The 25,509-nt window shown below is 40.7% G+C and carries 19 protein-coding genes and 1 pseudogene; 9 read left to right on the forward strand and 11 right to left on the reverse strand.

Features of this window, described 5'->3' with window-relative positions:
* The first annotated feature begins 66 nt into the window (after positions 1-66).
* On the forward strand, positions 67-762 hold the full coding sequence (locus tag FCR06_RS05935) for a hypothetical protein (protein WP_138497925.1): 696 nt from the start codon (positions 67-69) through the stop codon (positions 760-762).
* Positions 763-850: 88 nt separating this feature from the next.
* Here the strand turns inward: FCR06_RS05935 and FCR06_RS05940 are convergent, their stop codons facing one another.
* Complete coding sequence (locus FCR06_RS05940) at positions 851-2,410, reverse strand: YcjF family protein (RefSeq protein WP_138497926.1); 1,560 nt, start codon at positions 2,408-2,410, stop codon at positions 851-853.
* Positions 2,411-3,041: 631 nt separating this feature from the next.
* Here FCR06_RS05940 and FCR06_RS05945 point away from each other — a divergent pair.
* The 3 genes from FCR06_RS05945 (at position 3,042) to FCR06_RS05955 (ending at position 5,071) form a co-directional block, all read left to right on the forward strand.
* Positions 3,042-3,566, forward strand: a complete 525-nt coding sequence (locus FCR06_RS05945) for a DUF937 domain-containing protein (protein ID WP_138497927.1) — start codon at positions 3,042-3,044, stop codon at positions 3,564-3,566.
* Between the two features lie 212 nt (positions 3,567-3,778).
* Entirely contained in the window at positions 3,779-4,333 is a 555-nt protein-coding gene (locus tag FCR06_RS05950) for a pyridoxamine 5'-phosphate oxidase family protein (RefSeq protein ID WP_138497928.1), read from the forward strand.
* A 228-nt stretch (positions 4,334-4,561) separates the two neighbouring features.
* Positions 4,562-5,071, forward strand: coding sequence for a GNAT family N-acetyltransferase (locus FCR06_RS05955; protein WP_138497929.1), 510 nt, complete (start codon positions 4,562-4,564; stop codon positions 5,069-5,071).
* A 19-nt stretch (positions 5,072-5,090) separates the two neighbouring features.
* Here the strand turns inward: FCR06_RS05955 and FCR06_RS05960 are convergent, their stop codons facing one another.
* Together FCR06_RS05960 and FCR06_RS05965 are read right to left on the reverse strand one after the other, a co-directional pair.
* Positions 5,091-5,744, reverse strand: coding sequence for a glutathione S-transferase family protein (locus tag FCR06_RS05960; protein WP_138497930.1), 654 nt, complete (start codon positions 5,742-5,744; stop codon positions 5,091-5,093).
* 4 nt (positions 5,745-5,748) lie between these two features.
* On the reverse strand, positions 5,749-6,027 hold the full coding sequence (locus tag FCR06_RS05965; protein ID WP_223280043.1) for a hypothetical protein: 279 nt from the start codon (positions 6,025-6,027) through the stop codon (positions 5,749-5,751).
* Between the two features lie 174 nt (positions 6,028-6,201).
* Here FCR06_RS05965 and FCR06_RS05970 point away from each other — a divergent pair, with 174 nt between their 5' ends.
* Positions 6,202-7,095: a LysR family transcriptional regulator gene (locus tag FCR06_RS05970; RefSeq protein WP_138497931.1), complete on the forward strand. Its 894-nt coding sequence runs from the start codon at positions 6,202-6,204 to the stop codon at positions 7,093-7,095.
* Positions 7,096-7,208: 113 nt separating this feature from the next.
* On the opposite strand, the gene hisS is transcribed toward FCR06_RS05970, so the two are convergent.
* The 3 genes from hisS to aroA form a co-directional block, all read right to left on the reverse strand.
* Positions 7,209-8,594: a histidine--tRNA ligase gene (gene hisS, locus FCR06_RS05975; RefSeq protein ID WP_138497932.1), complete on the reverse strand. Its 1,386-nt coding sequence runs from the start codon at positions 8,592-8,594 to the stop codon at positions 7,209-7,211.
* Between the two features lie 286 nt (positions 8,595-8,880).
* Positions 8,881-9,327, reverse strand: a complete 447-nt coding sequence (locus tag FCR06_RS05980) for a DUF3598 family protein (RefSeq protein WP_138497933.1) — start codon at positions 9,325-9,327, stop codon at positions 8,881-8,883.
* Between the two features lie 13 nt (positions 9,328-9,340).
* A complete protein-coding gene (gene aroA, locus FCR06_RS05985; RefSeq protein WP_138497934.1) occupies positions 9,341-10,621 on the reverse strand; it encodes a 3-phosphoshikimate 1-carboxyvinyltransferase in 1,281 nt (426 codons plus the stop codon).
* Between aroA and FCR06_RS32430 the strand changes: the two genes are divergently transcribed.
* On the forward strand, positions 10,611-10,766 hold the full coding sequence (locus FCR06_RS32430; protein WP_189523335.1) for a hypothetical protein: 156 nt from the start codon (positions 10,611-10,613) through the stop codon (positions 10,764-10,766). The two genes, aroA and FCR06_RS32430, sit on opposite strands and share 11 nt — an antisense overlap.
* A 247-nt stretch (positions 10,767-11,013) precedes the next feature.
* Here the strand turns inward: FCR06_RS32430 and FCR06_RS05990 are convergent.
* The 3 genes and pseudogenes from FCR06_RS05990 to FCR06_RS06000 form a co-directional block, all read right to left on the reverse strand.
* Positions 11,014-12,441: pseudogene (locus tag FCR06_RS05990) on the reverse strand (aldehyde dehydrogenase family protein).
* A 70-nt stretch (positions 12,442-12,511) separates the two neighbouring features.
* On the reverse strand, positions 12,512-13,546 hold the full coding sequence (locus tag FCR06_RS05995; RefSeq protein WP_138497935.1) for a nitrilase-related carbon-nitrogen hydrolase: 1,035 nt from the start codon (positions 13,544-13,546) through the stop codon (positions 12,512-12,514).
* A 305-nt stretch (positions 13,547-13,851) separates the two neighbouring features.
* On the reverse strand, positions 13,852-14,631 hold the full coding sequence (locus FCR06_RS06000; RefSeq protein WP_138497936.1) for a red chlorophyll catabolite reductase: 780 nt from the start codon (positions 14,629-14,631) through the stop codon (positions 13,852-13,854).
* A gap of 172 nt (positions 14,632-14,803) precedes the next feature.
* Between FCR06_RS06000 and FCR06_RS06005 the strand changes: the two genes are divergently transcribed.
* Complete coding sequence (locus tag FCR06_RS06005; protein WP_138497937.1) at positions 14,804-15,667, forward strand: oxaloacetate decarboxylase; 864 nt, start codon at positions 14,804-14,806, stop codon at positions 15,665-15,667.
* 187 nt (positions 15,668-15,854) lie between these two features.
* Here the strand turns inward: FCR06_RS06005 and FCR06_RS06010 are convergent, their stop codons facing one another.
* Entirely contained in the window at positions 15,855-16,472 is a 618-nt protein-coding gene (locus tag FCR06_RS06010) for an isochorismatase family protein (RefSeq protein WP_138497938.1), read from the reverse strand.
* Between the two features lie 220 nt (positions 16,473-16,692).
* Here FCR06_RS06010 and FCR06_RS06015 point away from each other — a divergent pair, with 220 nt between their 5' ends.
* On the forward strand, positions 16,693-17,067 hold the full coding sequence (locus FCR06_RS06015; RefSeq protein WP_138497939.1) for a winged helix-turn-helix transcriptional regulator: 375 nt from the start codon (positions 16,693-16,695) through the stop codon (positions 17,065-17,067).
* Here the strand turns inward: FCR06_RS06015 and pbpC are convergent.
* On the reverse strand, positions 17,048-19,396 hold the full coding sequence (gene pbpC, locus FCR06_RS06020; protein ID WP_138497940.1) for a penicillin-binding protein 1C: 2,349 nt from the start codon (positions 19,394-19,396) through the stop codon (positions 17,048-17,050). The two genes, FCR06_RS06015 and pbpC, sit on opposite strands and share 20 nt — an antisense overlap.
* Before the next feature lie 329 nt (positions 19,397-19,725).
* Between pbpC and FCR06_RS06025 the strand changes: the two genes are divergently transcribed.
* Positions 19,726-25,446: an alpha-2-macroglobulin family protein gene (locus tag FCR06_RS06025; RefSeq protein WP_138497941.1), complete on the forward strand. Its 5,721-nt coding sequence runs from the start codon at positions 19,726-19,728 to the stop codon at positions 25,444-25,446.
* Positions 25,447-25,509: the final 63 nt, after the last annotated feature.

Consider the following 25,509-nt stretch of genomic DNA (forward strand, 5'->3'; position numbering starts at 1 on the left):
TGATTAGTATAGAGAAAAGTTTTGTGGGTTTAAAGTAAACAGGTTTAAGTCAAAGGTAAATAACCAATGCAAAAGTATTATAAATTGGCAATTACGGTTGCTGTTGTTGGATTTGGATTAGGAACGCTGAGTACAGCGCAAGCAGCAACTTTGAGTGTGAGTGCCTCAGACCAAGGTTCGTGGGCTGCTGAAGGCGGATTTATTGGAGGAAATTCTAATGACAATACTAACTACATAACTGGAAATATCAGCGCTACAGATTTACGTGACTATTTTACATTCAATCTTGATAATGTAGCACAAGTCTCCTCAGCAACCCTGCAAGTTCAACGATTTGTGGGTTCAGAAAGTGGAGTAAAGACTTTAGGTTTGTTTGATGTTTCAACACCTAATAATGTACTCTCTCAGAAAGAGAATAGTCCCAATGACGCTATTTATAACGATTTGGGAAGCGGTAAAAACTATGGAACTTTCAATGTCAGTAGTTCTGGCGATTCAAACGAGATTTTGAATTTTGCTCTTAACTCCGACGCTATTGCAGATATTAACACTAGAAGTGGGAAATTTTTCTCAATCGGAGGTGCGCTTCTAAGTAATATTGAACTTTCAGACGATTATCTGTTCTCGGAAAGTGGTGATGGTACGTTTGCAAAACTTGTGCTAAATGTTGATTCAGCCACGGTTCCAGAACCCGATCTCCTTGGCGGCGTAGTGGTTGCTGGTGTTGCAGGTTTGTGGTTACGCAAACGAAAAGCGTCTTAAACTGTATAGCTTCAAATTTGTAGTTGGCGCTTAAGCGTCAATTACAAGCAACAAAGTATTCTGAATTTAATTATGTCCGTTTACTTAATTAGCGAGATTCTTCTACATTCTCTTGTTCCTCCATCACCTCACTTTTATTTTGTAGCGGCTTGACTACTCTGGCGATCGCTTCCTGAACAAAAGCTTTAATAAATTCATCTCTGCGATTGATTTGAAACTGTCGCTGTACAACTTCTGTCATCCCGCCATCACCCCAATCTTGGTCATGACGAAAATATTCAATAAAGCTTTTACCAGCAATTCGCGTTAAATAAGCTGCGGTAACACCTTGAATTGCTCTACCAATAATAAAGGTGGCAACATTGAGTTGCAAAGCTGTAGATAATAATTGAATCGCGCCTTTGACAATGCCCAAACTGGCAATAGTTTTGGCTAAAGAAAGGGCTAATTCTCGTCCCCTTTCCATATTCAATTCACAACCATATACTCGCCCAATTTCGACGACCATTTGAGCATTGACGGCGGCGGTTGCTAATAAATCTACCACTGGTACAGGAGTCACTGAGACTACGCCAGCCCCAATCCATTGAAACCGTTCTACAATTTTGTCAGCTTGACGACGGCGCTGGCCATCAATGAGTTTTCGCGCCTCGTCACCTAAGCGTAGAGATTGCAAAAGAATGTTATCTGCTACCAAATCTTCACCTTCGGCGCGTAAAATCGCAGCCATGCGCCGCAKCAAAGGAACAATATCTGCTTCTGGCTGAAAGGTTTCGCCAGTTTCTAGTTGTGCTGATTGAGGATTAGCAGCGATCGCTACTACATCATTAGTAGCAATAAATCCCAGCACCCGCTGACGTAACCTGGCGAGGATGGCTTCTTTATCTTCATCTGTATATAAATCAGTTTTGTTGAGAACTAAGAGCGATCGCTTACCAATTTCTGCTAATCCCTTTAACGGCTCATATTCCGAGCGTCGTAAATCATTATCCACCACAAACAACAGTAAATCTGCTTCTGTCGCCAGTTCTCGCGCCATTTGTTCCCGTTCCGTCCCCGCCACACCCGCTTCTAAAATTCCCGGCGTATCCGTAATTAAAATCTTGCGTTCCAATCCCTTCAACCGCAAACAATAAGTTTCCCCAACTTGGGTTGTACCCATCGGTGCATCCACCTGACCGACCATGCGCCCCATGATGGCATTTACTAAGGAAGTTTTACCAGCACTCCCGGTACCAAATACCACCACTTGAATTTCACCTCGTGCTAGGTTGGCTTCAATTTCCCGCGATTTGCTTAATAAAGCTTGGCGTGCGACTTCATCTTGAATTTGGGCTACTTGTTGGCGCACAGCTTCCAGAGTCGTAGAAGCTGCGTCAGACTTGCCGGCTGGGATTTGGGCTGGAGTCACACGAGAACGAGTGCGACGCGATCGCTTTTCCCCAGCTTGAAGCACTAATACATAATAAACAAAAGCGGCAACCAACGCTCCAATCAGCACAATCAGCAGCAACAGCAGCAAATTGCCTAACAACGGCGAATAGGACAATTGCCAATAAAGCCGTGATAGCGAATCAATTAGCCATAAAGCTAGCCCCAAAATGACAATTAGACCAACAATCAGCGTTACGATACGTGACAGAGGCATGGCTGGCAAAGGTTAGTAGATATGAAGTAGGCACATGCTTTTAATCTTAATAGTTTCAGTATTTTTTACCAGAGTAGTAAGCGAATCAAAAGTTAAAAGTCTCTCTACATCCTGAAAATATTTTTCAAACTAGAATTAATTTTACTAACACTGTTCTCTATAATCTGGCAACAGTTTAATCTTCGCCTCACCGCATCATTATCTGTAGCCGTCTTTTAAAAAATTGGTATAGTGCTACGAGATGTTAGGGAAATAAATTTTTGACCTTCTGAGGCTCAAGTTTCACCTTCTGAGGCTCAAGTTTCACCTTCTGAGGCTCAAGTTTCACCTTCTGAGGCTCAAATACCATTAAGAAAAACCTTTGCAATACATGAATTGGTTATAAGGCCGTACAGCTAGCTGTACATTAGTGTCAATTTAACGTCAAACTGGAAAATTCTAAATTCTAAATTTTCTTTTAACTTCCACCTTGGGATACTAGCGTTTGGAAGTTGATTTTTTCATAATGATTGGCAACAAGTAAAAGCTTGTGTGTCAAAATTTCTTGGTGGACTTACGAAAGTTCGCTGAGATCAAAGAATTTAAAGCTAGCTTTGGCAGGCTTGTTCACAACAAACGGAAAAAGAAACTTATGGGACTTTTTGATCAAATTCTCGGTGCTGTTACTAATCCCAATCAACAGGGCAGCTTAGGTCAACTAGGAAGTATTATCAATAGTGTGAACCAACTGAGCGATCGTACTGGTGCTGACCCTTCTACCATCCAATCCGTTTTATCAATTGTCGGTAGTCAAGTTCGCTCGGCTTTACAACACAAGCAAGTCACAGATGGTAATGAAGCCGCACAAACTATAGTGAATCAATACGCTGGTACTTCTCCTAACCCCCAAGCAGTCGATTCGCTATTTTCTCCTGGTATACAACAGCAGATAGCTGAAATTGCTGCCCTGCGTACTGGGTTAGCTCCTGGTATGATTCAACAATTGCTCCCTTTAGCTGTACCTTTAGTACTCAATTTTTTGCAATCAGGTGCCAATAGTCAAAATCCCCAAACTGGCGGTAATTCTGTACTAAATTCCTTCTTAGATGCTGACGGTGATGGTGATGTTGATATTGCCGACGCCTTGCAAATGGCCAGTCGTTACATAAGACAATAATACTTCTCCCCACTCCTCATCCCCTGCTTGGTGAGCGTACCCCTACTCTTAAGCAAGGCGGAGCGTCTGGTAGAGAAGTTGAACCACATCCCCACACTCTCCACTCCCCAGAATAAGCCGCTTGTCATTAGACATCGGCAAATAGGCCTTGCTAGATTCTTAGCTAGGACATAGGCTGAGAAGAAGGGAAACTAACACAAATCAGACAGTCTATGGCTAAATTTTTTGACTGTATTACTGAGGAACTGCAAGGCTTTATTAGTGCCCAACACCTTTTTTTTGTTGGTTCTGCACCCTTGAGTCCTACAGGTCATATTAACGTGTCTCCTAAAGGTTTGGATTGCTTTCGCATCCTCTCTCCCAATCAAGTAGCTTATGTAGATCTTACAGGCAGTAGTAACGAAACTTCCGCCCATTTACAAGAAAATGGACGAATTACTTTCATGTTTTGCGCCTTTAAGGAACCTGCTTGTATTCTGCGTCTTTATGGTCAAGGAAAGACGATTTTACCGACTTCTCCAGACTGGAACTCACTGTACTCTTTATTTCCAGAAATACCTGGAACTCGTCAAATTATCGTCGCCGATATCCAAGAAGTACAGACTTCCTGTGGTTTTGGCGTACCACTCTATGAATATCAAGGTCAGCGCCAGACTCTAGTAAACTGGGCTAGTAAAAAAGGTGAAGAGGGAGTTAGAGAATATCAACAGCAGAAAAATATCGTCAGCCTTGATGGTTTATCGACTCCACTCAGTAAATTATTTTAAGTTTTACAAAAGCAGGATTTTATACAGGATTTATACTAAGTTGACTGAGATAATATTTACTTCAAAAGCAGTTATCCTATTTATAATTTTAAATTTGGGATTGATTTTGGAGTGTGAGAAAGTTACAGGGCAAGCTTTTGGTATGGCAATCACCATTCAAATTAGTATTACATAGCTGCTTTGATTTTTAATAATATTAACTTTGACAACTTGGTATAATAGCAATTTATGAATTATTCTATTTGTTCGCTTATAGCGAAAGATGAGCCTTTTCTATGGCAAATGCTTTACGAAGCAGCACATTTGGAAAGAGAAGGTAATTTGACAGTGCAGGATCTCATGAATCATCCTGACTTAGCAAAATATGTGAAAAATTGGGGACATAAAGATGATAGTGGCTTTGTTGCTATTTTAGTAAGTAGTAATCAGCCAGTAGGAGCAGCATGGCTGCGTTTATTAACGGGTGAAAATAAAGGATATGGTTATATTAGCGATCGCACTCCTGAATTAGCGATCGCAATTCTCCCTGAATATCAAAATCAAGGCATAGGAACGCAGCTACTCAAGTATTTATTAGCAGCAGCAAAAACATCCTATCCATCAATATCTCTCAGCATTAGAGCGACAAATCCCGCCTTTGCTTTATATCAAAGATTAGGTTTTGCAGTCGTCCCCGGTAGCGAAACAATCAACCGAGTTGGCGGAATTTCTTTGAAGATGAAAATTGATTTTTCTTAAAATATTTGTGCTTCCTATTTCATGACAACTCAAATTGGGGAAGAATTTCTGTTTCATTTTTTGCTGCATTTATCCACTCTTGGATTGTGCTTAATGCCAGAATAGCTGCTACATAATTTTTAGCAACAGTATCCAATTGCACATTATAAGCTACAAATCGTAAGACGACTGGAGCAAAAAACGCATCCGCAATTGTGAAATTGCCAAATAATAAATTGCCAGTAGACCCAAATTTTTGACGTGATTCTTTCCAAATACTCGTAATGCGATCAATATCTTGTTGTACGCCAGATGCTAAACCTTTGCCAGGGTATTTAGTCCGGCAATTCATTGGCATATTCTGACGCAAATTTTGAAAACCAGAATGCATTTCGGCAGTGATAGAACGGGCAAATGCTCTTGCTGTTTTATCTTCTGGCCACCATTGCATMGGAAATGTTTCTGCTAGGTATTCACAAATAGCAAGAGAATCCCACACAGTTACCGTATCGTGTAATAGTACAGGTACTTTTCCTGAAGGAGAGTATTGCCGAGTTTTTGCTGAAGAATCCGAACCGTAAAGTGGAATCCGAATTTCATCGAATTCTAAACTAAATTGTTTCATCGCCAGCCAAGGACGAAGCGACCAAGATGAATAATTTTTATTGCCAATTACTAAAGTTAATTGTGTCATATTTTTAGTACCTGTAAAGTTGTTCAATCCATATAGACACATCTACTTCCGAACCGGAAGCAAAAGATTTTCCAGTTACAGGGTCGTAAGCTTGCCAATAAATATTACCGTGACGGTCAACCTTTTGTGTTACTTGTAATTCCTTAGGGTCTGCTAAGAGTTGATTGAGAAATTTTTTCCAGATACTATGCAGAGATTCCCAAAAGTTGGAGTTAACTTTTTTAGGGAATAAGGTGCTAGAATTTATTTTTTTTAGTTGTAAGCATTTAATGCTATTGTTCATAAAATTATTCTTGAAAGCTCTACAAATAAAACAGTAGCAACGTCGCACTCAGGAATCAAATCATGGCTTGTATAGGTTCTATAAATATGATTTATAGATATGAGAAATCATTAATCCCAGGTTTTTGTCACAATTAAATTAGGATGCGTGTACCCTTGTTCTCATGAATTGCCCATGAAACTCTCCCAACTTCGAGCCATCGTTGCAGTCGCAGAACGTGGTAACTTTAGTGAGGCAGCTTTAGAATTGCAGCTTTCGCAGCCTGCAATTAGTCATGCGATCGCCACCTTAGAAGAAGAATTAGGTGTACCTTTATTTGCCAGAGGTCGTCACGGTGCAGTGCTGACACCTGCTGGCGAGCGTATACTAGATCATGCACGTCAGGCAATGCAACATCTAGAGATGATGCAACACGAAGCAAACCTACATAAAGGTTTACATGGTGGACATGTGCGGATTGCGGCTTTTCGCAGCGTTGCTACTCATTTATTACCAAAAGCGATCGCTCAATTTCACGATGGATTCCCAGAAGTTGCTGTCACCATTATCGAGTGTGCTACTTTCACAGATGTAGAACAATGTTTGCGTGACGGACGTACTGATATTGGTATTACCTGTCTACCAACTAGTGATGAGTTTGAGACTTGGGAAATTTTTCGGGATGAATATTTGGCTTTACTACCACCACAGAGCAAAATTAACAGCAAAGATATTACTTGGGAAGACATAGCAGCCTATCCACCAGTTTTACTTCCTTGTACACCATGTGGACGTATTGTTCACAACCATCTCAAGAATTTAGCAATTCCCATAAGTACTGCTACCGATATTCAAGAAGATTCCACAGTTGTAAGTATGGTAAATCAAGGACTGAGAGCTGCTATTATGCCTCGTTTAGCAGCTGTACCCATTCCGCCAAAAGTACAGGTATACAGTTTACCTGCACCGATTGAGCGAGTAATTGCAACTGCAATTTTATCTAATGGTTTACAAGTACCTGCGGTATTTACATTTTTAGAGATGTTGAAAAAATTCGATTTTTATATTTTAGCTAAATCGACTTATTAATCGCAATAAAGACGCGATAAATCGCCGTCTCTATAAGAGATTGATTATTRTAGAAACGGCGATTTATCACGTTTGATACCTTAATCGAAGCGTATTGGTTTATAAACTAATTTTTAAGTAAGTCTGCTTTTAACTTCTTCTGCCAAATTTGCCAATAATACTTCTACTTGCTCGCCTGTTTTCAAATCTTTAAGAGAGGATTTTTGTGCTGCGGCTTCCTCAGAACCAATAATTACACACAATTGAATTCCCTGTTTGTCTGCTAACTGAAATTGTTTACCTAAAGGACGCTTATCAAAGTTAGTGATAACATTAATTCCCGCTTGACGCAGTTGTTGAGAAACTTTTAAATAAGTAGGCATTAAATCATCTTGCATATTTACTACCATAACTTGCGCTGGTGTTGCAGCTAAGGTACTGAGAATACCTGCTTTGAGCAATCGACTAATTAAGCGAGTCAAGCCAATAGAAATGCCAACACCAGGCATCTTTTCACCCAAAAACACCCCTACTAATTCTTCATATCTGCCGCCAGAACAAATGCTACCCAAGGCTTCATGTCCTAATAAAGTTGTTTCATAAACTGTACCAGTATAATAATCAAGTCCACGGGCAATTGATAAATCAATACAAAAACGATTTTCGGCAACTCCCAGATTACGCACACCTGTAATTACTGTTTCTAATTCACTAACTCCCAGGCTAAATTGCTCGGTTTCTGGAAGATTTGCCAGGTGTTTGAGCTTATCTAATACTTCATCGACTAAACCATGTATTTTAATAAATTCAATAATTTTTTCCGCTTGCTCTACTGAAATTCCTTCTTTTTCTAAATCCTGTTTGACTTTATTTTCACCAATTTTTTCGAGGGTATCAACAACATTGATACAAGATTTAATTTGGTTTTCGGCAATTCCTAATGATTTAAAGAAACCTGTAAGAACTTTGCGGTTATTAATGCGGATAATAAAATCACCGATATTAATCGCTTCAAATATTTCAGTAATAATTGCAGGCATTTGAGCATCATAAAGTAAGCTCAGTTCGCGACGCGCAACTACATCAATATCGCATTGGCGGAATTGACGAAAACGCCCATCTTTTGCCCGTTCCCCCCGAAAAACTACATCCATTTGATAACGGGCAAAGGGAAAAGTTAACTCATTGAGGTGACGAGCAATATAAGCTGCTAATGGTACTGTTTGGTCAAACTTTAATGCCCTTGCTTCTGAACCAGTTTCGCTAGATTTATCTTTTTCAGCTTGGCGATTTGGTGGCAAAATGGGATCGATTCCATAAATGATATTGTCACCTTGGTTTCCTTTCGCTTGTAAGACTTCTAAACGTTCTACTGCTGGGGTTTCAATGGGCGTAAATCCATAGCTTTCAAAAACTCTACGGATAGTGTCTAGGAGATATAATTCTAAGCGCTTTTCGCTAGGCAGAAATTCTGGGAAACCGCTGGGAGTAGAAAAGTTTATTTTGTCACCTTTTGCCATACTTGATACTATTTTAGATTTGAGATTTTGCGAAAAGTTTGAGCGGAGGTTTCCTGCCTAGACGCGCATAGGGCAGCAAGACATAGGCTTTAAAAACTTTTCAAGATTGATTTTGGATTGGGAATCATCATCGTTAAACCAACCCTGAATCATATTGTCGCACTAGGGTGTGTTATGCCGTAGGCTAACGCACGATTTGAGATTTTCGCTGCGTTAGGACTTACGTCCATAACGCACCCTACCAAATTAAAGCTAAATTCTCAATTCTGAATTCTGCTCGATTGTTTTATTTTAGCCGTTGTTCTTGAATGAGAGTGCGTTGAAAAATTTGACCGTTCTTAAACCAATGCCAAGTTCGGGCACGATTGTTATTGTCTGGACTAATGTAAATCATTTCATATAAACTCATTTCTGGGTTTGTCTTATAAACAAACCACAAAATCACAATAGAATCGTCGGCTTCCCAGGCTTTGCCTTCAATGCGATCAGTGTCGAACCAAAGTTTATTATCTTTATAGATTCCGGGAAATTCGTATTCTTCTTTTTTGCCATCAGCCCAGTTGTAGCGGTTGATTTGGTAATAGGGATGAGCGCCGTTTTCTGGGAATTGACAAGTTAAATGAGATTCGTAACTGTCGAGGATTTTTCCGGTTGTATCAACTAATGTATAAGTGCCTACCCAATCTCCTTCATGACGGACCAGCACGGGCATTTCTTCTTTAATATTAGACATCGTTATTCACCTTTTATTGTTCTAACATTTTAAAAAATCGAGAAAAGTAATCGGGAAAGGTCTTCGCTGTACAACCTGGGTCTTTAATTACAATTCCTGGAACTTTTAAGCCTGTGACAGCAAATGCCATTGCCATGCGATGATCGTGATAAGTTTCAATTGCTGCTGGGGTAATCGGGCTAGGTTCAATCTTCAGTCTATCGGCAAATTCTTCAACTTGAACTCCCAAGCGACGCAATTCGGTCACTACGGCATGAATGCGGTCGGTTTCTTTATAGCGAATATGTTCGACATTCCGAATGGTAACAGGTGAGGTGGCGAAGGGAGCGATCGCTCCTAAGGTTTGCACCAAATCTGAGATATCATTCATGTCAATATCGATACCCTGCAATTGCTCTGGACCTGTGACTTCGGTGTAATCATCACCTTCACGAATTTGACAACCCATCTGTTCTAAAACGTTGAGCCAAAGAATATCACCTTGACAAGATTGTTTAGTCAAATGTTTAACCCGCACTCGTCCACCAGTGACGGCGGCGGCGGCAAAAAAGTAAGAAGCATTTGACGCATCAGGTTCTATTGTGTAATGTCGAGGCTGGTAACGCTGGCCTGCTTGAATTTGAAATTGATTTTCGCCAATTTGGTTTACTTCCACACCAAAATCAGCCATCAACCGACAAGTCATTTTCACATAAGATTGAGAAACCAATGTCCCCTCAACTTCAATGATTGTGTCTTGTTGAGCATAAGGCGCAATCATTAATAAAGCCGAAAGTTGCTGACTTGTTTGGTTAGCTTTTAAGCGAAAATGTCCCCCAAAAAATTGCCCACCGTAAATGGTGTAAGGCATAAAATCAGGGTTTCCTTGAAAGTTAACGGTTACTCCACTACTTTGCAGCACCTTTAGTAAGTCGCCCATCGGTCGTTCTCGCATTCGGGGAACGCCATCTAAGCGATATTCGCCATTACCTAGTGCTACCAGCGCCGAAATAAACCTTGCTGCTGTACCTGCTAAGCCAACAAACAAATCTGCCTGCTTCGCGGGAATTTCGCCTCCCTTTCCTGCTACTTGAATTTGAGCCAGGTCAGGATTCAGGGTAATAGGGATGCCTAATTGCTCTAAACATTTGGCAAAATAATTGCTGTCTTCACTAAATAAGGCATTTTCTAAAATAGAGTCACCTTGGGCTAACGCAGCGACAAGTAATGCCCGATTAGTAATACTTTTAGAACCAGGAATCTCTACCGTGGCATCTACTGGACGATTCAGAGCAGGGATTGCAATGGTATCCACTTTTAACCTCTGTGCAGGTGGTCAGCTACAACTTAATTATGTTCGCATATTATGGATGGGGAGTGGGCATTGGGGAAGCTTCAACTTCAATCAAAGCCCGATCAATCATTTTCTAGCCGTTCCCAAAGTTGAGCCACCGGGATAGTTTGCCCAGTCATGGGTTCGTGCCAAGCTTGCCGGAAATCTGCTAAGACTTGTGTTGTGAACCAATGGACTTGTGTAGTGGACTAAAACATCAAAATTCTTCCAGATGCTTTGGTTATTGTAGGCGAAGCTATGGCACAGGCGATCGCCTTTAGTAAAATAGATATTTTGAACAAGATGAGAATGCGATCATTTTGCGATGTGTCTCCCTGTCAATCTAAACGATCAGTCTTCAACCAGACACGATATCACTCCCCATTCCCAAACCACCAAGGGTCATTACTAACATTAGTTTTAATCAAAAATGCTTTTTTCCGCATGAACCGTTTCAGCGCTGCCGCACCCATGCGTGACCCTCCCAGACCGGAGAATTTGAAGGCATTTTTCTCTCCCTCGTGCATGATGGCGGTGAGTGCAGCATCGTTGATACTGATGGCACCCGCATCTATATGCTGGGCAACTTCTAAAGCTTCTGCTTCGGACTCAGCAAAAACAGCAGCACTCAGTCCATAAATTGAATCGTTTGCCAAGGATACTGCTTCTTCAACTTTAGCAAAAGGCATGACTGGCATAATCGGGCCAAAAGTCTCTTCAGTCATCACTTTCATGGAATGATTGACCTGAGTCAGCACTGTGGGACGACACCACCAACCTCCTCCTAAGTCTTCAATGACACCGCCTCAGTGAATTACTGCTCCTTTTTCCACTGCATCTAAGAGATGGTCGCTAATAATTGCTGCTTGTCTTTCGGCTATGATGGGGCCAATTTCTCCGCTTTCAAGTGTGGGATAAGCTAATTCAAGGCGATGGGCTTTAGCTATTAGTAGATGGTAAAATTTTTCAAATATCGATTCGGCAACATAAATTCGCTCAATTGATAAGCATGATTGTCCGGCGTTGACGACGGAACCCCACAATATTGCTGAGGTTGCTAAATCTAAGTTGGCTGATTCTAAAACGATCGCTGGATCTTTTCCGCCTAATTCTAAAAAAGTGGGAATAAATTGTTTAGCAGCTGCCTGGGCTACTTTTCGTCCTGTTGCCACACTGCCTGTAAAACATACTAAATCTACATTCTCGATTAAAGCAGCTCCGGTTTCCCCTGCTCCTTCAACAAAAGTTAAGACATCGCGCAATTTGGGCACGGCGTTGAGTGCTGTAACTAACGGTGCTACGAAGCGGGGAGCAATTTCGCTGGGTTTGACAATCGCTGCACAACCCGCCAACAATGCGGGAATGGTATCAATAGTAGAGAGTAATAGCGGAAAATTCCACGGGCTAATCACCCCAACTAAAGGATAAGGTACAGATGCTTGTTGTAAAGCGATAAAGGGAATTGCTGTATTTTTTGCAGATTCTTGCAGCAATTCCGGTGCTAACTTACACCAACGGTCAATGCTAGAAAGGAAGGAATCGATTTCTAATACTGAAGTTGATAGTCTGCCCGTATCATTTACCAAAGCTTCCGTTAAGCGATCGCGTTCTGATAATATGGTTTCCTTCCACTGTTGTAAAGCTTCTATTCTTCCCTCTATACCCAATTCTTGCCAATAAACCTGCGCCCGACGCGTGCGCTTACATTGCTGTACAAGTAGCCTGGGCGGCGGCGGGATAATTACGTAGTCATATTTACCAGTGCGGGGGTTGCGGACTTCTATTGGTTTTGTATTAGTCATTAGTTATTAGTTATTAGTCATTAGTAGAGACGTGATTAATCGTGTCTCTACAATATTTGCAATCCCCAATTCAAATTATCCCCAATTTCGCTAACCGTTCGATGGTGGCTTGCTGGGTTTGCAGGAAGTGTTTGCGGTCTACTTCTTTTTCCAGCATAGTATTAGCGGGGTAAAAGTGTAACTGGCGATAACTTTCGGCGTAGAGTTCAAATCGTTGGCGTGAAAGTAAATTATTTAACCCTGGTCGGCGGCGATCGCGGCGTAATGCTGCTAGGTCAATCTCTGCAAATGCTGCCATGCTCTCGCCTGTATCTGTTTGGGCTATAACTATTCCCCGATGGTCGATGATTTTTGAGCCTCCATCAGCAGAAGCGATGGGGATAGCAATATTAGCGATACCTGCGGTGTTAGCTGATACGACATACGCTAGATTTTCCACGGCACGAGTAATTTTGGCGGCGTCTTTGGGTGTGAGGTTTTTGTTATACACTTCTGAAGTAGAATGCAGAAAAATCTCTGCTCCTCGCATCGCTAGACACCGTGCTACTTCTGGATACAAAATTTCTTCTGATGCTAAAGCTGCTAAATTACCAATGTCAGTTTTGGCAACGGGGAAGACTCCCTCTAAACCATAGCAGTCGAGATATTTATCCCAAACGTCATGAGGGGTAGGGGCAAATAACGAATTCAATCGTCGATAGCGTAGGATAATCGAGCCGGAGGGGTCAAGTACAAAGCAGGTTTGAAAGTATAATCCAGGAAAGTTGGGGTCAACTTCGTAGGCGTTACCAGCTAAAAAGATTTTATGCTTTTGGGCAATTTTTCCCAGTGCTTCATACTCAGCACCAGCCATTTCCACACAAGCTTTTTCTGCCCATCCTGCTAGAGTATCTCCCATCGGAAAACCCGTGAGAAAATATTCTGGCAGCACAATTAAACGACAATCAAAGCCAATAAAAGCAATACTAGCTGCAATTTGTTGCCCCAAGCGATTGGTAGAGTTTTGCATCATCACTCGCGCTTCGTGGCGATCGCTTGCTTGATTGACTGCGTGACAGGTAACTTGCAGTGCTAAAGCACGGTATGATTCTAAATTATTGGGCATGGAAAGTTAGAATAATTCGTAGTTCGTAATGACGCTCGTTGCGACGCTTCGCTAACGTAATTCGTAATTAATTTATTGAGGGTAGAAGCTCTATAGTTTTTTCATTAAAAAATTAACAATTATCATTATTCAAAGCAACTAAGTAGAACGATGTGGAAAAACTAAACTATGTTAAGAAAAATTAAATAGACTCAAACCCTCTTCCCTACTGCCTTCTACCTCCTGCCTCATCCCAACGATAAATATTTACACCGACCTACTTACCTTTAGGTATGGAGTCATAATTACGAATTACGAATTACGAATTACGAATTACGAATTTTACGATCCCCACCCCAGAGCGCTCGTACTAGTTTATCTGTTAATGGGGTGCCGAAAAGTTGAGCAGCAAATTTGTTTCCTGGGTCGCGTTCAGCAGATATACGGCGTAATAATAAGTCACGAGTAGCTAAAGCTGACCGTGCATCTTCTGAGACTGGTTCAGCTGCGTCTACCCAAGTTAGCCAGCGTTCTAGTGTTTCGTGTGCGAGTGTACGAGTTATTTCTAGGGTTTCAGAAGTAGGTACGGCGGTGTAGCACAGACTGACAGGAGATTGAAACAGGCGAACATAGACACTTTTGCTAATAAATAACTTCAGCCGCGGATCTTCTTGCAACTTCAAAAATTTTTGGTTAACTGGTTCGTAGTAGCGATCAAGATATGCTAAATCAGTTGAAAGCTCAGTCCGAGCAATGTAATCTATATAAAATAAAATATTTCCGTCTGGAAGGGTGCCAAACTCAAACGCCAAATGTGGAACCTGAATATGCGATGCTAACCAAATGGTGAGCCGCATGGTACTAAAGTTAGATTTTTCCGGGTTTCCTAACCATGAATGCACTAACCAATCAATTTCTTTTCCCGAAAATGCGCTCAGGGAACCGTTGATATTACCATCAAGGCTGCTGTATTGCTGTAAATCTTCCACTGAAGGATCTGGATTTAACTCAAAACGAGCCTGCAATTTTTGGTAAAGTTCCTTTGTAATCTCCCACAACTGCTCAAAAACAGCTTTATTATTTAGATTGGTTGGTTGCTGAGTCATGGTTGAAGTTTGTTGGTTTTATATATAGAAAGTTTAAACTGCTTGTTATTGAAACTCTGACTTTTCACGTCATCTGGACTCATACTGCTTCCAGAATAATATATGCTGTACGTCCTGAGTGCGTGTTGCTGTATTCTCAAAAGGGGGATGCTTTTACTTTATCTATTACTTTATGTCTGCTACCCAAAAACTACGGCAATTACTAGCGCGTCCGGAAATTATTGTAATTCCTGGTGTTTATGATTGTTTGGGAGCGAAGTTAGCCGAAAAACAAGGTTTTGCAGTCGTGGCTAGCAGTGGCTTTGGAATTGCGGCTTCTGTTTTGGGTTTGCCAGATTACGGTTTTCTCACGGCTACCGAAATGCTTTATAGTGTGGGGCGGATTGCTCAATCAATTAATATTCCGCTGATTGCTGATTTGGATACAGGTTATGGTAACGCCTTAAATGTAATTCGCACGATTAAAGATGCCGTACAGTTGGGCGTTGCTGGGGTACTCTTGGAAGATCAGGAATGGCCGAAAAAGTGCGGACACTTTGAAGGGAAGCGAGTTATTTCCCAAGCCGAACATGTGGGAAAAATTCGCGCCGCAGTAGAAGCGCGTGGCGATAGCGGTTTAGTAATTATTGCTCGCACCGATGCGCGTGCGCCGTTGGGTTTAGCAGAAGCGATCACTCGCGGTCGAGCTTATATTGCTGCCGGAGCAGATATACTGTTTGTGGAAGCTCCCCAATCTGTTGAAGAGTTAAAGGCGATCGCTACTGCTTTCCCGGATGTACCACTAGTAGCTAATATCGTTGAAGGTGGTAAAACTCCAGAAATTTCCACAGATGAATTACAAAAGTTAGGCTTCAAAATTGCATTTTTTCCTCTCACAGCTTTATTAGCTGTCACACAAGTAATGAACACTTGTTTGAAGCATCTCAAAGAACAAGGAACCACAGCTAATTTGCCCAACTTAGTTAAATTTAAAGATTTTCAAGAACTCGTCGGGGTTCCTAAATATCTGCAAATGGAACAAGATTTTAAATCATGAACAAGGAACCAAGAGATTAATTTGATTTCATGTCCGCTAATCACTTATCATTAAAATCTCTTTGAGTTCCTGCGTCAGGCTATATGATAAATCTGAAACCGGACATAATGAGATTCAGGAACCCCCAAATTCTCCTATCCGGTTGTCCCTACATTAATTTACAATGCCGTAGTAGAATCACCAACGATTAATATGGAGTGCCAGTGCCTTCGATGAATTCAGGAGGTAATACCTCACTAAACAATAATTGCTGTAACTCAACGCCCTCAGGACGGCTCCAATCCTGAACCAACTCAGCAATCAAAGTGATGGTAGCAGTTAGTACAACCCCAGCATCACGCATCCGCTGGCGTGCTAAATCTTCCGAAAGATAAAATGGTGAACCAGAAGCATCCATGACCGCTTGAACACTATAGCCTTCGCGCACTGCGCTAATAGCTGGATAAACCAAGCAAACATCCGTGGTGATGCCAGCCATAATTAAATGAGTGCGATTTGTATCTTTGACTGCTTTGACAAAATTCTCATCATCCCAAGCATTGACAATGCCTGCACGTTTGACTCTTGCCTCGTAGGCTTTCGGTAAGCTCTGTGCTAGAGAAGTCATTAGGAGGCCTTGAAACCGTTCTTCTTGACTGCTTGTTAAAACCACAGGTATATTAAGCACTTTTGCTACTTTTGCAAGTGCAAGAGTATTTTTTTCTACTTCCGTTAGAGGTAAATTTTTGATCAGCTTCATGGTGCCAACCTGATGATCGATTAGAAGCATGGCCGAGTTTTCTTGAGTGAAGTCAGAAAATTTCATGATGTTATTTTCCTGTATTGTTGTCATTAATACAATTAGTTAGTACTATGAGTCGGAAGTTGTATCAAATAGAGTTACACCTACCGTTTTTTTTGAATGCTTTGTTAGTCTGCTACAGCGATCGCTGAGATTGTGTTAGAGATTTCTAAACTTCATTCTCAAACGAACATCAGGGATTGCACAAGTAGGAACACAAATGTACGTAGCATCTATCCTAAACATGCCTCAATCACCTAAAATCCTCGACTCACATCCTTATTTACGGCAGACACTTGAATTGGTATCTGACAAATGGGTTACAGCAATCATCTACGTTCTGTCCCAAGGTACAAAACGCTATGGTGAGTTAAATAGAGAAATTGGAGATGTTTCACAACGAATGCTAACCCGTACTCTGCGTAATTTGGAGAGGGATGGTCTTGTGAAGCGCAAAGTATATTCTACTAATCCTCCTACTGTAGAGTATTCTTTGACATCGCTGGGAGAAACATTAGTTGAGCCACTCAGGTTACTGTGCCAGTGGTCAAAAGAGCATTTTCATGAAGTAGAAACTGCTCGAGAAAGTAAAGACAATATTATGGACGATTTCCTTTGACCTGAGAATTACTAATAGAAAATCCTCGACGCGTAGGTTTAATACTAGCTAACTCCACCTGAAAAGTTACCTTATCTCTCATTTCCCCACCTCTTGCTTCCAAAGTCCAATTACCAGGATGCAAATTCCAAAACAAAGAATTAGCTGAGTTTGTATCTAACTTTTCCCCATTCAACCACCATTCCACAAACGTAGATTGATTTCCTGCTAATTTAAATTCTAATTTTTGCTGTCCTGCTTCACCTGGATACAGTAAAAATAAGTCGCCATTATGGGGAGATAAAATTCTCAAATTATTAGAAATTAAATGCGATCGCTGTTGTTTTGCCAACCACTCATCATACTCTGGCGGCAAATCAAATTGATTTTTAGCTTCGTAATTATTTTTATCTTCGGGATAGAAATATTCTTGTACCACTGAGGTACAATATGATGTTGGTCGTAACCCAGAAATTGCACAAACAGGTAGTTGGATTAAACCTGCTGGAGGCGGAAAAGCTGCTGGTTCTTGATGTTCGTGCAGATGTAACATAATTCGATTCCACAGAGGTGCTGCACCTGTAACACCCGAAACCTGGCGCATCGGTTCGCCGTTGAAATTACCTACCCAAGTAGCGACGGTGTAATCTGTCGTAAAGCCAACTGTCCAAGTATCGCGAAAATTAGAAGAAGTGCCAGTTTTAACAGCAGCCGGAAAGGATAAATTTAACACCGAGTCTACACCAAAAGCGGTTGCACGAGCATAATTGTCACTTAATATATTAGTAATTAATTGCCAAATTGTCTGATTGGCAAGTGGTGAGTATGTAGAGACGCGATTAATCGCGTCTGTAGCCAGTGGCGGATTGGAAAATGTGGTTATTAGAGGGATAGCATCTCCTTGACGTGCTATGGTTAGGTATGCACGGGCTAGCTCCCAAAGACTCACTTCGCCACTACCCAAAGTCAAACCTAAACCATAATATTCTGGAGTTTGATTGAGGTGTTCAAACCCCAGTTGATGCAGACGTTGTAAAAAAGTTTCCACACCTACTTTTTCTAACACGCGCACTGCGGGTACATTTAAAGAGTTTGCTAAGGCGATTCGCACCCGCACCGGGCCGAGAAATCTTTCAGTATAATCAGTTGGGCTATAAAGTTTTGCGCCAGGAATGGCATAATGGGCGGGTACGTCTGCCAAAATAGTATTTGGGCGAATTAAATTTTTTTCTAAAGCGAGTTCATAGACAAAAGGCTTGAGGGTAGAACCTGGTTGACGTAGCGCCTGTACCCCATCATTGCGTCCGAGTTTGGCTTGATTAAAATAATCGGGTGAACCAACATAAGCCAAAACTTCTCCAGTGTGGTTGTCAATTACCAACGCAGCTGCATCGTGGACATTATTAGCAGCTAAAGAAGAAATTACTTGCTGTACCTGTGCTTCGACAAATTGCTGTAAAGGACGATTTATACTTGTGCGGATGGGAGAATTTTCCAGACGCGGGGTTTGTGGTGTTTGCGTTTTATCAAACTGATTTGCTAACCAAAATAAAAAGTGTGGTGCGGCGATAATTCCCTGTTGGCGAGATTGAAAGACAACTTTTTCGCTAGATGTTCGTGCTGCGTTCGCCTCGCTAATATACCCTTCTTGTACCATCCGATTGAGGACATATTTTTGTCGTTGCTTGAGTCGTTCCCAATGTTCGTAAGGATTAAAATAAGTAGGATTATTGGGAATAGCAGCTAATAAACTAGCTTGGGCAAGATTTAAATCACTCGCTGGGATGGAAAAATAAGTCCGCGCCGCAGCTTCCACACCATATATATTCCCTCCCATTGGCAGCCGATTGATATATGCAGTGAGAATTTCATCTTTATTCATCCCCGCTACTAACCGCCAAGCTAGCCAAATTTCTTGCATTTTACCTGAGGGACTACGCAAGACAGGATTTAACATCCGCGCCAACTGCATAGTAATTGTAGAAGCACCAGAAACAATTTGTTTAGCGTGAATAGCTTCTTTAATAGCGCGGACAATTGCTTTCATATCCAACGCGCCATGATGGTAAAAGCTACCATCTTCAGCAGCTAAAATTGCCTGGATAAACTGCGGCGAAACTTGATTTAGCGCAACTACTGATGTATGCTCTTGGTCACGAGTCAGCAACGTACCTAATGGTAAATTATTGCGATCGCTAAATTCCATTGCCAATTGATTTTGGGCGATATCTGCGGCACGAATCGGTGCAAAATAAGGTACTAAGCGCACCACCAGACAGATTAGCAGCACAGCCAGGATAATTTTACTGGTGTGGTTGATTTTGAATAGCGATCGTAAAATGAGTTTCATCAGTGGTCAAGAAAACTTACCTTAATTCTGACGCACCCATCACATATACATCAGCAAATATGTCAAACACTTAATAATTGAGTTTTAATTACCAGATATAAATTAATATTTGCAAACTTTAAATACTTCTTAATAGTTAAGAATTGTAGTTATTTTGGGAACAATCATACTGAATTAGTTATCTATATAAAGAAACATATAATCCTCGCTCAAACTCATAACTACCCCTTTAACTCCTCTCTGCGCCTCTGCGTCTCTGCGTGATTTTTTCAACCGTAGAAACAACATAGACTCAGAGAAAAAACCAGATATTATGAATTACTAAAAATATGATTATCAGAACTTTTATCCAATATCTTTTTATCTTTACACTTTTACTAGGAATATCAGGATGTAACTTTTTTGGTATCACCTCAACCAAAGAACAACTCCCAACAGTCTCCCCACTCACCCCACCAAAACTACCAGACTGGATTGAACAAATAAGTCCCATTGGAGATGCCAAACCCCTCAACCAAATCCGCATCCGTTTCAAAGAAGCTTTAATCCCAGTTGAAAGTCTTGATAGCCCAGAACAGCAGAAATTATTAGAAAAATTTGCACTTTGGCCGCCTTTACCTGGGCAATTTCGCTTTTTGACACCGCGTATGGTAGGATTTCAAGCCGAGAAAGCACTTCCCAAAGCCACACGATTACAAGTTACCTTGAAAGCAGGTTTAGCAGATTTAAAAAATCATCGATTAGATAAAGATTTAGCTTGGACATTCAACACTGAATCTATCAACTTAACTAATTTACCCGGTGTTAATCCTATCGAAAAAGCTGACACTGAACCTATTGACTTACAACAAAAGTTACAATTTACTTCCAATGTAGAATTAGATTTAGCTTCTGTACAAAAACATTTACAATTAACTCCTGAAGGGAAAAATCAGGGTGTGCGTTTCCAAGTCGAATTAAACAAAGAAGAAAAACCATCCGAGGATGAAGAACCTTTAGAAAAATTTGATCCTTCAGCACGCAATTGGATTTATAACCTTACCCCACAACAAAATCTCGAAAAAGCAACCCGTTATCKCTTAGTATTTTCTCCTGGAATACTTCCTGCTTATGGCAATTTAGCAACAAATAAWGAATTTGCTAGTAAGGTAGCAACTTATTCGCCTTTGGCATTTAAGCAAATTAACTTTTATGGACAGCCAGATGCAGCTGGAACTTATGGAAGATTTATTAAAGGTAGTCCCCAGTTAGAATTTAATAACATCTTAGTAGCAGATTCCGCAAAAGAAAATATTAGCATTAATCCAGCACCAAAAGCTATTGCCAGAATTCTGCAAGTAAACGATGAAGATAGAATTATCGGTATCAATCCTTATGCATTAGAACCAGCTAAGACTTATATAATTACTATTAATGGAAATCTGAAAGATAAATTTGGACAGACTTTAGGTAAACCTGTCACAATCAAATACGAGACTGGAGATGTAGCTGGAGATATTTGGATACCATCTGATTTAAATATTTTCCCCACAGGTAAAGACTTACAGTTAAATATTAGTACGGTAAATCTGCCAGAATCGAAATATAAAGCAGCTTATCAAGTAGTTAAACCGACAGATTTAGTTTATTTTAATTATAGTAATGATTTCTTACCAAAACCTGCTGAGTGGCAAAGTTTCAAAGTATCGTCTAAAAAAAATCAATTAGTTGACGCTGCTGTTCCTTTGCGAGAAAAAATAAATGCTGCTACAGGAATGTTAGCTTATGGAGTGCAAGCCCGCACGAATAAATATCAGGACAATGGTAAGGAATTGTGGCGGGAACCCACAACCTATGGCATGGTTGAATTGACAAATTTGGGCGTATTTACTCAGTGGTTTCCAGAATCAGGCTTAATTCGTGTCAATCATCTTACTGATGGTTCGCCAGTAAAAGCAGCTGCTATTGAAATTTATCAATCAAAATTACAAGCAAAATCGCGTCCCGAACCTGTACCTTGTGCAATTGGAAAAACTGATGAAAATGGTACTTTTAGAGTTAATCGCGAACAATTGCAGCGATGTAATTCTGAAAATCAAAGTTCTGTCAAATCACCACAAGTATTAGTAATTGCCCATGAAAATCAAGATTGGGCATTTGTGAGAACCGAAGAATATAGCGGCGTTTATGGCTATGGTATTGATGCGGGTTGGCAAGATAACAAACCAGAATCACGCGGGGTAATTTTCTCTGATAGACAGTTATATCAACCAGGCGAAAAAGCTTGGTTGACTGGTTTTGCCGATTATTTACAAAATGGTGCAATTCAGCAAGATAAAAATACGGTTTACCAGTTAACTCTTCTTAACCCTGATGGACAAAAGACTAACTTAGGAACGCAAACTACAAATGACTTTGGTACGTTTTCTCTAGAATTGCCCATCCCAAAAACTCAACGTTTAGGCTATTATACAATCCAGGCGAAAGGGAATAATGGACAAGAGATTTCGGGAGAATTTCGCGTAGCTGAGTTTAAGCCACCCAATTTTAAAGTAGAACTCAATTTAGATAAAGAATTCGCTTTGATTGATGAGAAAGTTGATATTAAAGCTAGCAGCAATTATTTATTTGGCGCACCCGTAGAAGGTGGAGAAGCAAAATACTTTATCACTCGCCAACAAGCTAATTTTATTCCCAAAGGTTGGAACGAATTTACTTTTGGTAAGCAATGGTTTTGGCCAGAAGAATCTCCCACTGTATCTAGTGATGTGTTGCAAACTAATGCCCAACTAGATGCCGATGGTAAAAGTAGTCAAACGGTAACTGTGGCGAAGGATTTACCATACCCTATGACTTATCAGGTAGATGTACAAGTTGCAGATGTTTCTAATTTATCTGTCGCCAATTCTCAAACTTTCACAGCTTTACCAAGTAATCGCCTGATAGGCTTAAAAAGTAATTTTATTGCTGATGCTGGGAAACCTTTCCCCATTGAAGCGATTGTTACTGACCCTACAGGAAAACCGATAACAGGTCAACGGGTGAGGGTAGAATTACAACAGATTAAATACAGCAGCGTCACCCAATTAGTTGAAGGTAGCCAGACGCCAAAAAATCAAGTTGAATATAAAACAGTCCAACAAGCAGAAATTACATCTGCGAGTAATCCGCAGTCGATAAATTTAACACCTCCTGAATCTGGTTCATACCGAATTAGAACTAATTTTAGTGATGAAAAAAGCGAATTCAGCGCCACAGATTTACAAATTTGGGCAACTGGAGAAAATCCAGTATTTTGGGGTTCGAGAGAAAAAGATGTTTTAGAAGTTAAGCTAGATAAAAAAGAGTTTAAACCTGGTGAAACTGCTACTGCTTTAATTCAATCTCCCTATCCAGATGCAGAATTATACTTTGCTGTCATCAAAGACAAACCTATTTATCAGCAAATTACTAAAGTTCAGGGAAGCGCACCACAAATTCAATTCCAAGTGACGCCAGAAATGCTGCCAAATGCAGCCATCGAAGCTGTATTAGTCAGGCAAGGTAAACCGATTAACCAAGTGGAAGCAGGAAGTTTAGATAATTTGGTGAAAATTGGTTTTACGCCTTTTAAAGTTAACTTAGAAGATAAGTATTTAAAACTACAAGTTAAGCCATTACAAGCATCATTAGAACCTGGTGCCCAGGAAACAGTACAACTAGAATTAAAGGACAATCAAGGAAATCCCGCCCAAGGACAGTTTACAGTCATGGTGGTGAATGAAGCGGTGTTACAACTTTCTGGTTATCGTCCGCCGAATTTGGTAGATACAGTTTATGCAGAACAACTGATTTCTACCCGTTTTAGCGATAATCGACCAGATGTCATTTTACAACCACAAGATGTAGCGAAACCCAAAGGTTGGGGTTATGGGGGTGGTTTCTCAACTGGTGCAGCAAATACTCGCACTCGCACGGATTTTCAAGCGTTAGCTTACTACAACGGTTCTGTCCTTACCGATGCTAATGGTAATGCACAGATAACCTTTAAATTACCGGATGACTTAACTACATGGCGGGTGATGGCTGTCGCTACTGATGGAAATCTGCGTTTTGCTAATGGTGATGCGACCTTTATCAGCACCAAACCACTACTAACTAATGCTATTTTGCCACAGTTTGCCCGTCCAGGCGATCGCATTCTCGCTGGCTTATCCGTCACCAACAACACTGGGAACACAGGAAATCTCTCAATTAATGGCGAACTTGGCGGTACGGTTAAATTTGCTGACAAAAACCCTACGACTGCTGCTTTACAAACCAAAGCTGAATCTGCAACTCACGCTTATCGCTTCCCAATGGTGGCGGATAGCGTCGGAATGGGGAAAGTTCGCTTTACCACTCAACTAAATAATACAGCTGCAGATGCTTTTGAAGTACCTTTGGAAATTAAGCCAATTGAAATTACCGAACAAGTTGTAGAAACTGGTGTAACTGTAAAACAAATAAAAATTCCCTTGAATGTTGATAAAAATACCTTTCCTGACGCAGGAGGTTTAGATATTCAATTGGCGAGTACTTTGATTTCTGATATTAAAGCACCAGCAAAGCAGGTTTTAGAAGATAATGATTTACCTTTTGCAGAACCCGCAGCGAGTCAGTTAATAATTGCTGCCAACCTGCCAACTATTGCTCAAAAATACGGTCAAACATTTGCAGATTTTAATCCCAGTCAACAAGCAAATCAAGCAATTGAACAATTACAAAAACTGCAAATTGCCGATGGTGGTTTCGCTGCTTTTCCAGGACAAGAAAAATCTGATCCTTGGGTTTCTGCATATACGGCTGAATCTCTGGTGAAAGCAAATCAGACATTCTCGAATTTAGTTAATTCTGGAATGTTGTCTCGCCTCAAAACTTATTTGCAAAAAGTTTTAGCCAACCCTGGAGAATACGATTTTTGCAAACAGCAACTATGTAAAAGACAACTGCAATTGAATGCTTTAATTGCTATAGCAGAATTAGGTGAAAAACGCAATACTTTCCTGGGAGATATTTACGAACAGCGCAATAATTTTGATTTAGTCACTCAAATTAAACTAGCGCGGTATTTATCTCAATTTCCAGAATGGCAAGACGAATCTCAGCAACTAGTAAACAAGCTGCAACAGAATATCTATGAAACTGGTCGCACAGCAGTTGTCAGTTTACCATCTAGTTGGGGATGGATGAGTTCATCTACCGCGACACAGGCGGAAGCTTTACGATTATTTATTGCCAAACAAAGCAAACCCGAAGTAATAGATAAGTTATTCCAAAGTCTTTTGGCACTGCGGCGGGATGGGACATGGCAAACTAACTATAATAATGCCCAAGCATTAACAGCTTTAGTAGAATATAGCCAACTGCAACCCATACCACCTAATTTTGTTGCCACAGTCCAATTAGCTGGAAAAAAGTTAGGAGAAAATCGCTTTGAAGGTTACAAAAATCCTAGCTTACAGCTCAATGTACCGATGAATCAATTACCTCGTGGTCGTCACGATTTAACACTACAAAAATCAGGTAATGGCAATTTACACTATTTGGTTGCTTATAATTATCGCTTGCAAGGAAATCAACCAGGTAGGTTTAATGGATTACGCATAACACGAGAAATTAGTCAAGTAAATGAAGAGAAAGTTTTACAAAAAACAGGGCTTTATGCTTTGGATAAACCCTTGACTTTAGCCCCTGGACAAGTATTTGATATTGGTTTAGAAATCATCGCCGATCGCCCCGTAGATCATATAGTAATTAAAGACCCGTTACCAGCAGGTTTTGAAGCCGTGGATGCGAGTTTTCAAACTACCACGGCTGCATTACAAGCAAAAGCCGATAGCTGGGAAGTTGGGTTTAGAAATATTTATCGCGATCGCATTATCGCCTACGCCGACCACTTGGAACCAGGAGTTTACAGCCTGCATTATTTAGTCCGTTCTGTGACACCTGGGACATATTCTTGGCCTGGTGCCCAAGTTCATCTGCAATATGCACCAGAAGAATTTGGACGTACAGCTGAGTCCACATTAATATTAGAGGAAAATAAGTAATAATTGTTGCGATCGCACCACCTTCTATGCAATCGAGTACAATCAAACTAATCACAATAAGAT

Source organism: Nostoc sp. PA-18-2419, from assembly GCF_005869855.1.
GTDB lineage: Bacteria > Cyanobacteriota > Cyanobacteriia > Cyanobacteriales > Nostocaceae > Nostoc.

Bases quoted from the DNA above. Each gene is read 5' to 3' on its own strand.
- FCR06_RS05935 (WP_138497925.1), top strand. From the start codon at position 67: ATGCAAAAGTATTATAAATTGGCAATTACGGTTGCTGTTGTTGGATTT.
- FCR06_RS05945 (WP_138497927.1), top strand. From the start codon at position 3,042: ATGGGACTTTTTGATCAAATTCTCGGTGCTGTTACTAATCCCAATCAA.
- FCR06_RS05950 (WP_138497928.1), top strand. From the start codon at position 3,779: ATGGCTAAATTTTTTGACTGTATTACTGAGGAACTGCAAGGCTTTATT.
- FCR06_RS05955 (WP_138497929.1), top strand. From the start codon at position 4,562: ATGAATTATTCTATTTGTTCGCTTATAGCGAAAGATGAGCCTTTTCTA.
- FCR06_RS05965 (WP_223280043.1), bottom strand. From the start codon at position 6,027: ATGAACAATAGCATTAAATGCTTACAACTAAAAAAAATAAATTCTAGC.
- FCR06_RS05970 (WP_138497931.1), top strand. From the start codon at position 6,202: ATGAAACTCTCCCAACTTCGAGCCATCGTTGCAGTCGCAGAACGTGGT.
- hisS (WP_138497932.1), bottom strand. From the start codon at position 8,594: ATGGCAAAAGGTGACAAAATAAACTTTTCTACTCCCAGCGGTTTCCCA.
- FCR06_RS05980 (WP_138497933.1), bottom strand. From the start codon at position 9,327: ATGTCTAATATTAAAGAAGAAATGCCCGTGCTGGTCCGTCATGAAGGA.
- FCR06_RS32430 (WP_189523335.1), top strand. From the start codon at position 10,611: ATGGTATCCACTTTTAACCTCTGTGCAGGTGGTCAGCTACAACTTAAT.
- FCR06_RS05995 (WP_138497935.1), bottom strand. From the start codon at position 13,546: ATGCCCAATAATTTAGAATCATACCGTGCTTTAGCACTGCAAGTTACC.
- FCR06_RS06000 (WP_138497936.1), bottom strand. From the start codon at position 14,631: ATGACTCAGCAACCAACCAATCTAAATAATAAAGCTGTTTTTGAGCAG.
- FCR06_RS06005 (WP_138497937.1), top strand. From the start codon at position 14,804: ATGTCTGCTACCCAAAAACTACGGCAATTACTAGCGCGTCCGGAAATT.
- FCR06_RS06010 (WP_138497938.1), bottom strand. From the start codon at position 16,472: ATGAAATTTTCTGACTTCACTCAAGAAAACTCGGCCATGCTTCTAATC.
- FCR06_RS06015 (WP_138497939.1), top strand. From the start codon at position 16,693: ATGCCTCAATCACCTAAAATCCTCGACTCACATCCTTATTTACGGCAG.
- pbpC (WP_138497940.1), bottom strand. From the start codon at position 19,396: ATGAAACTCATTTTACGATCGCTATTCAAAATCAACCACACCAGTAAA.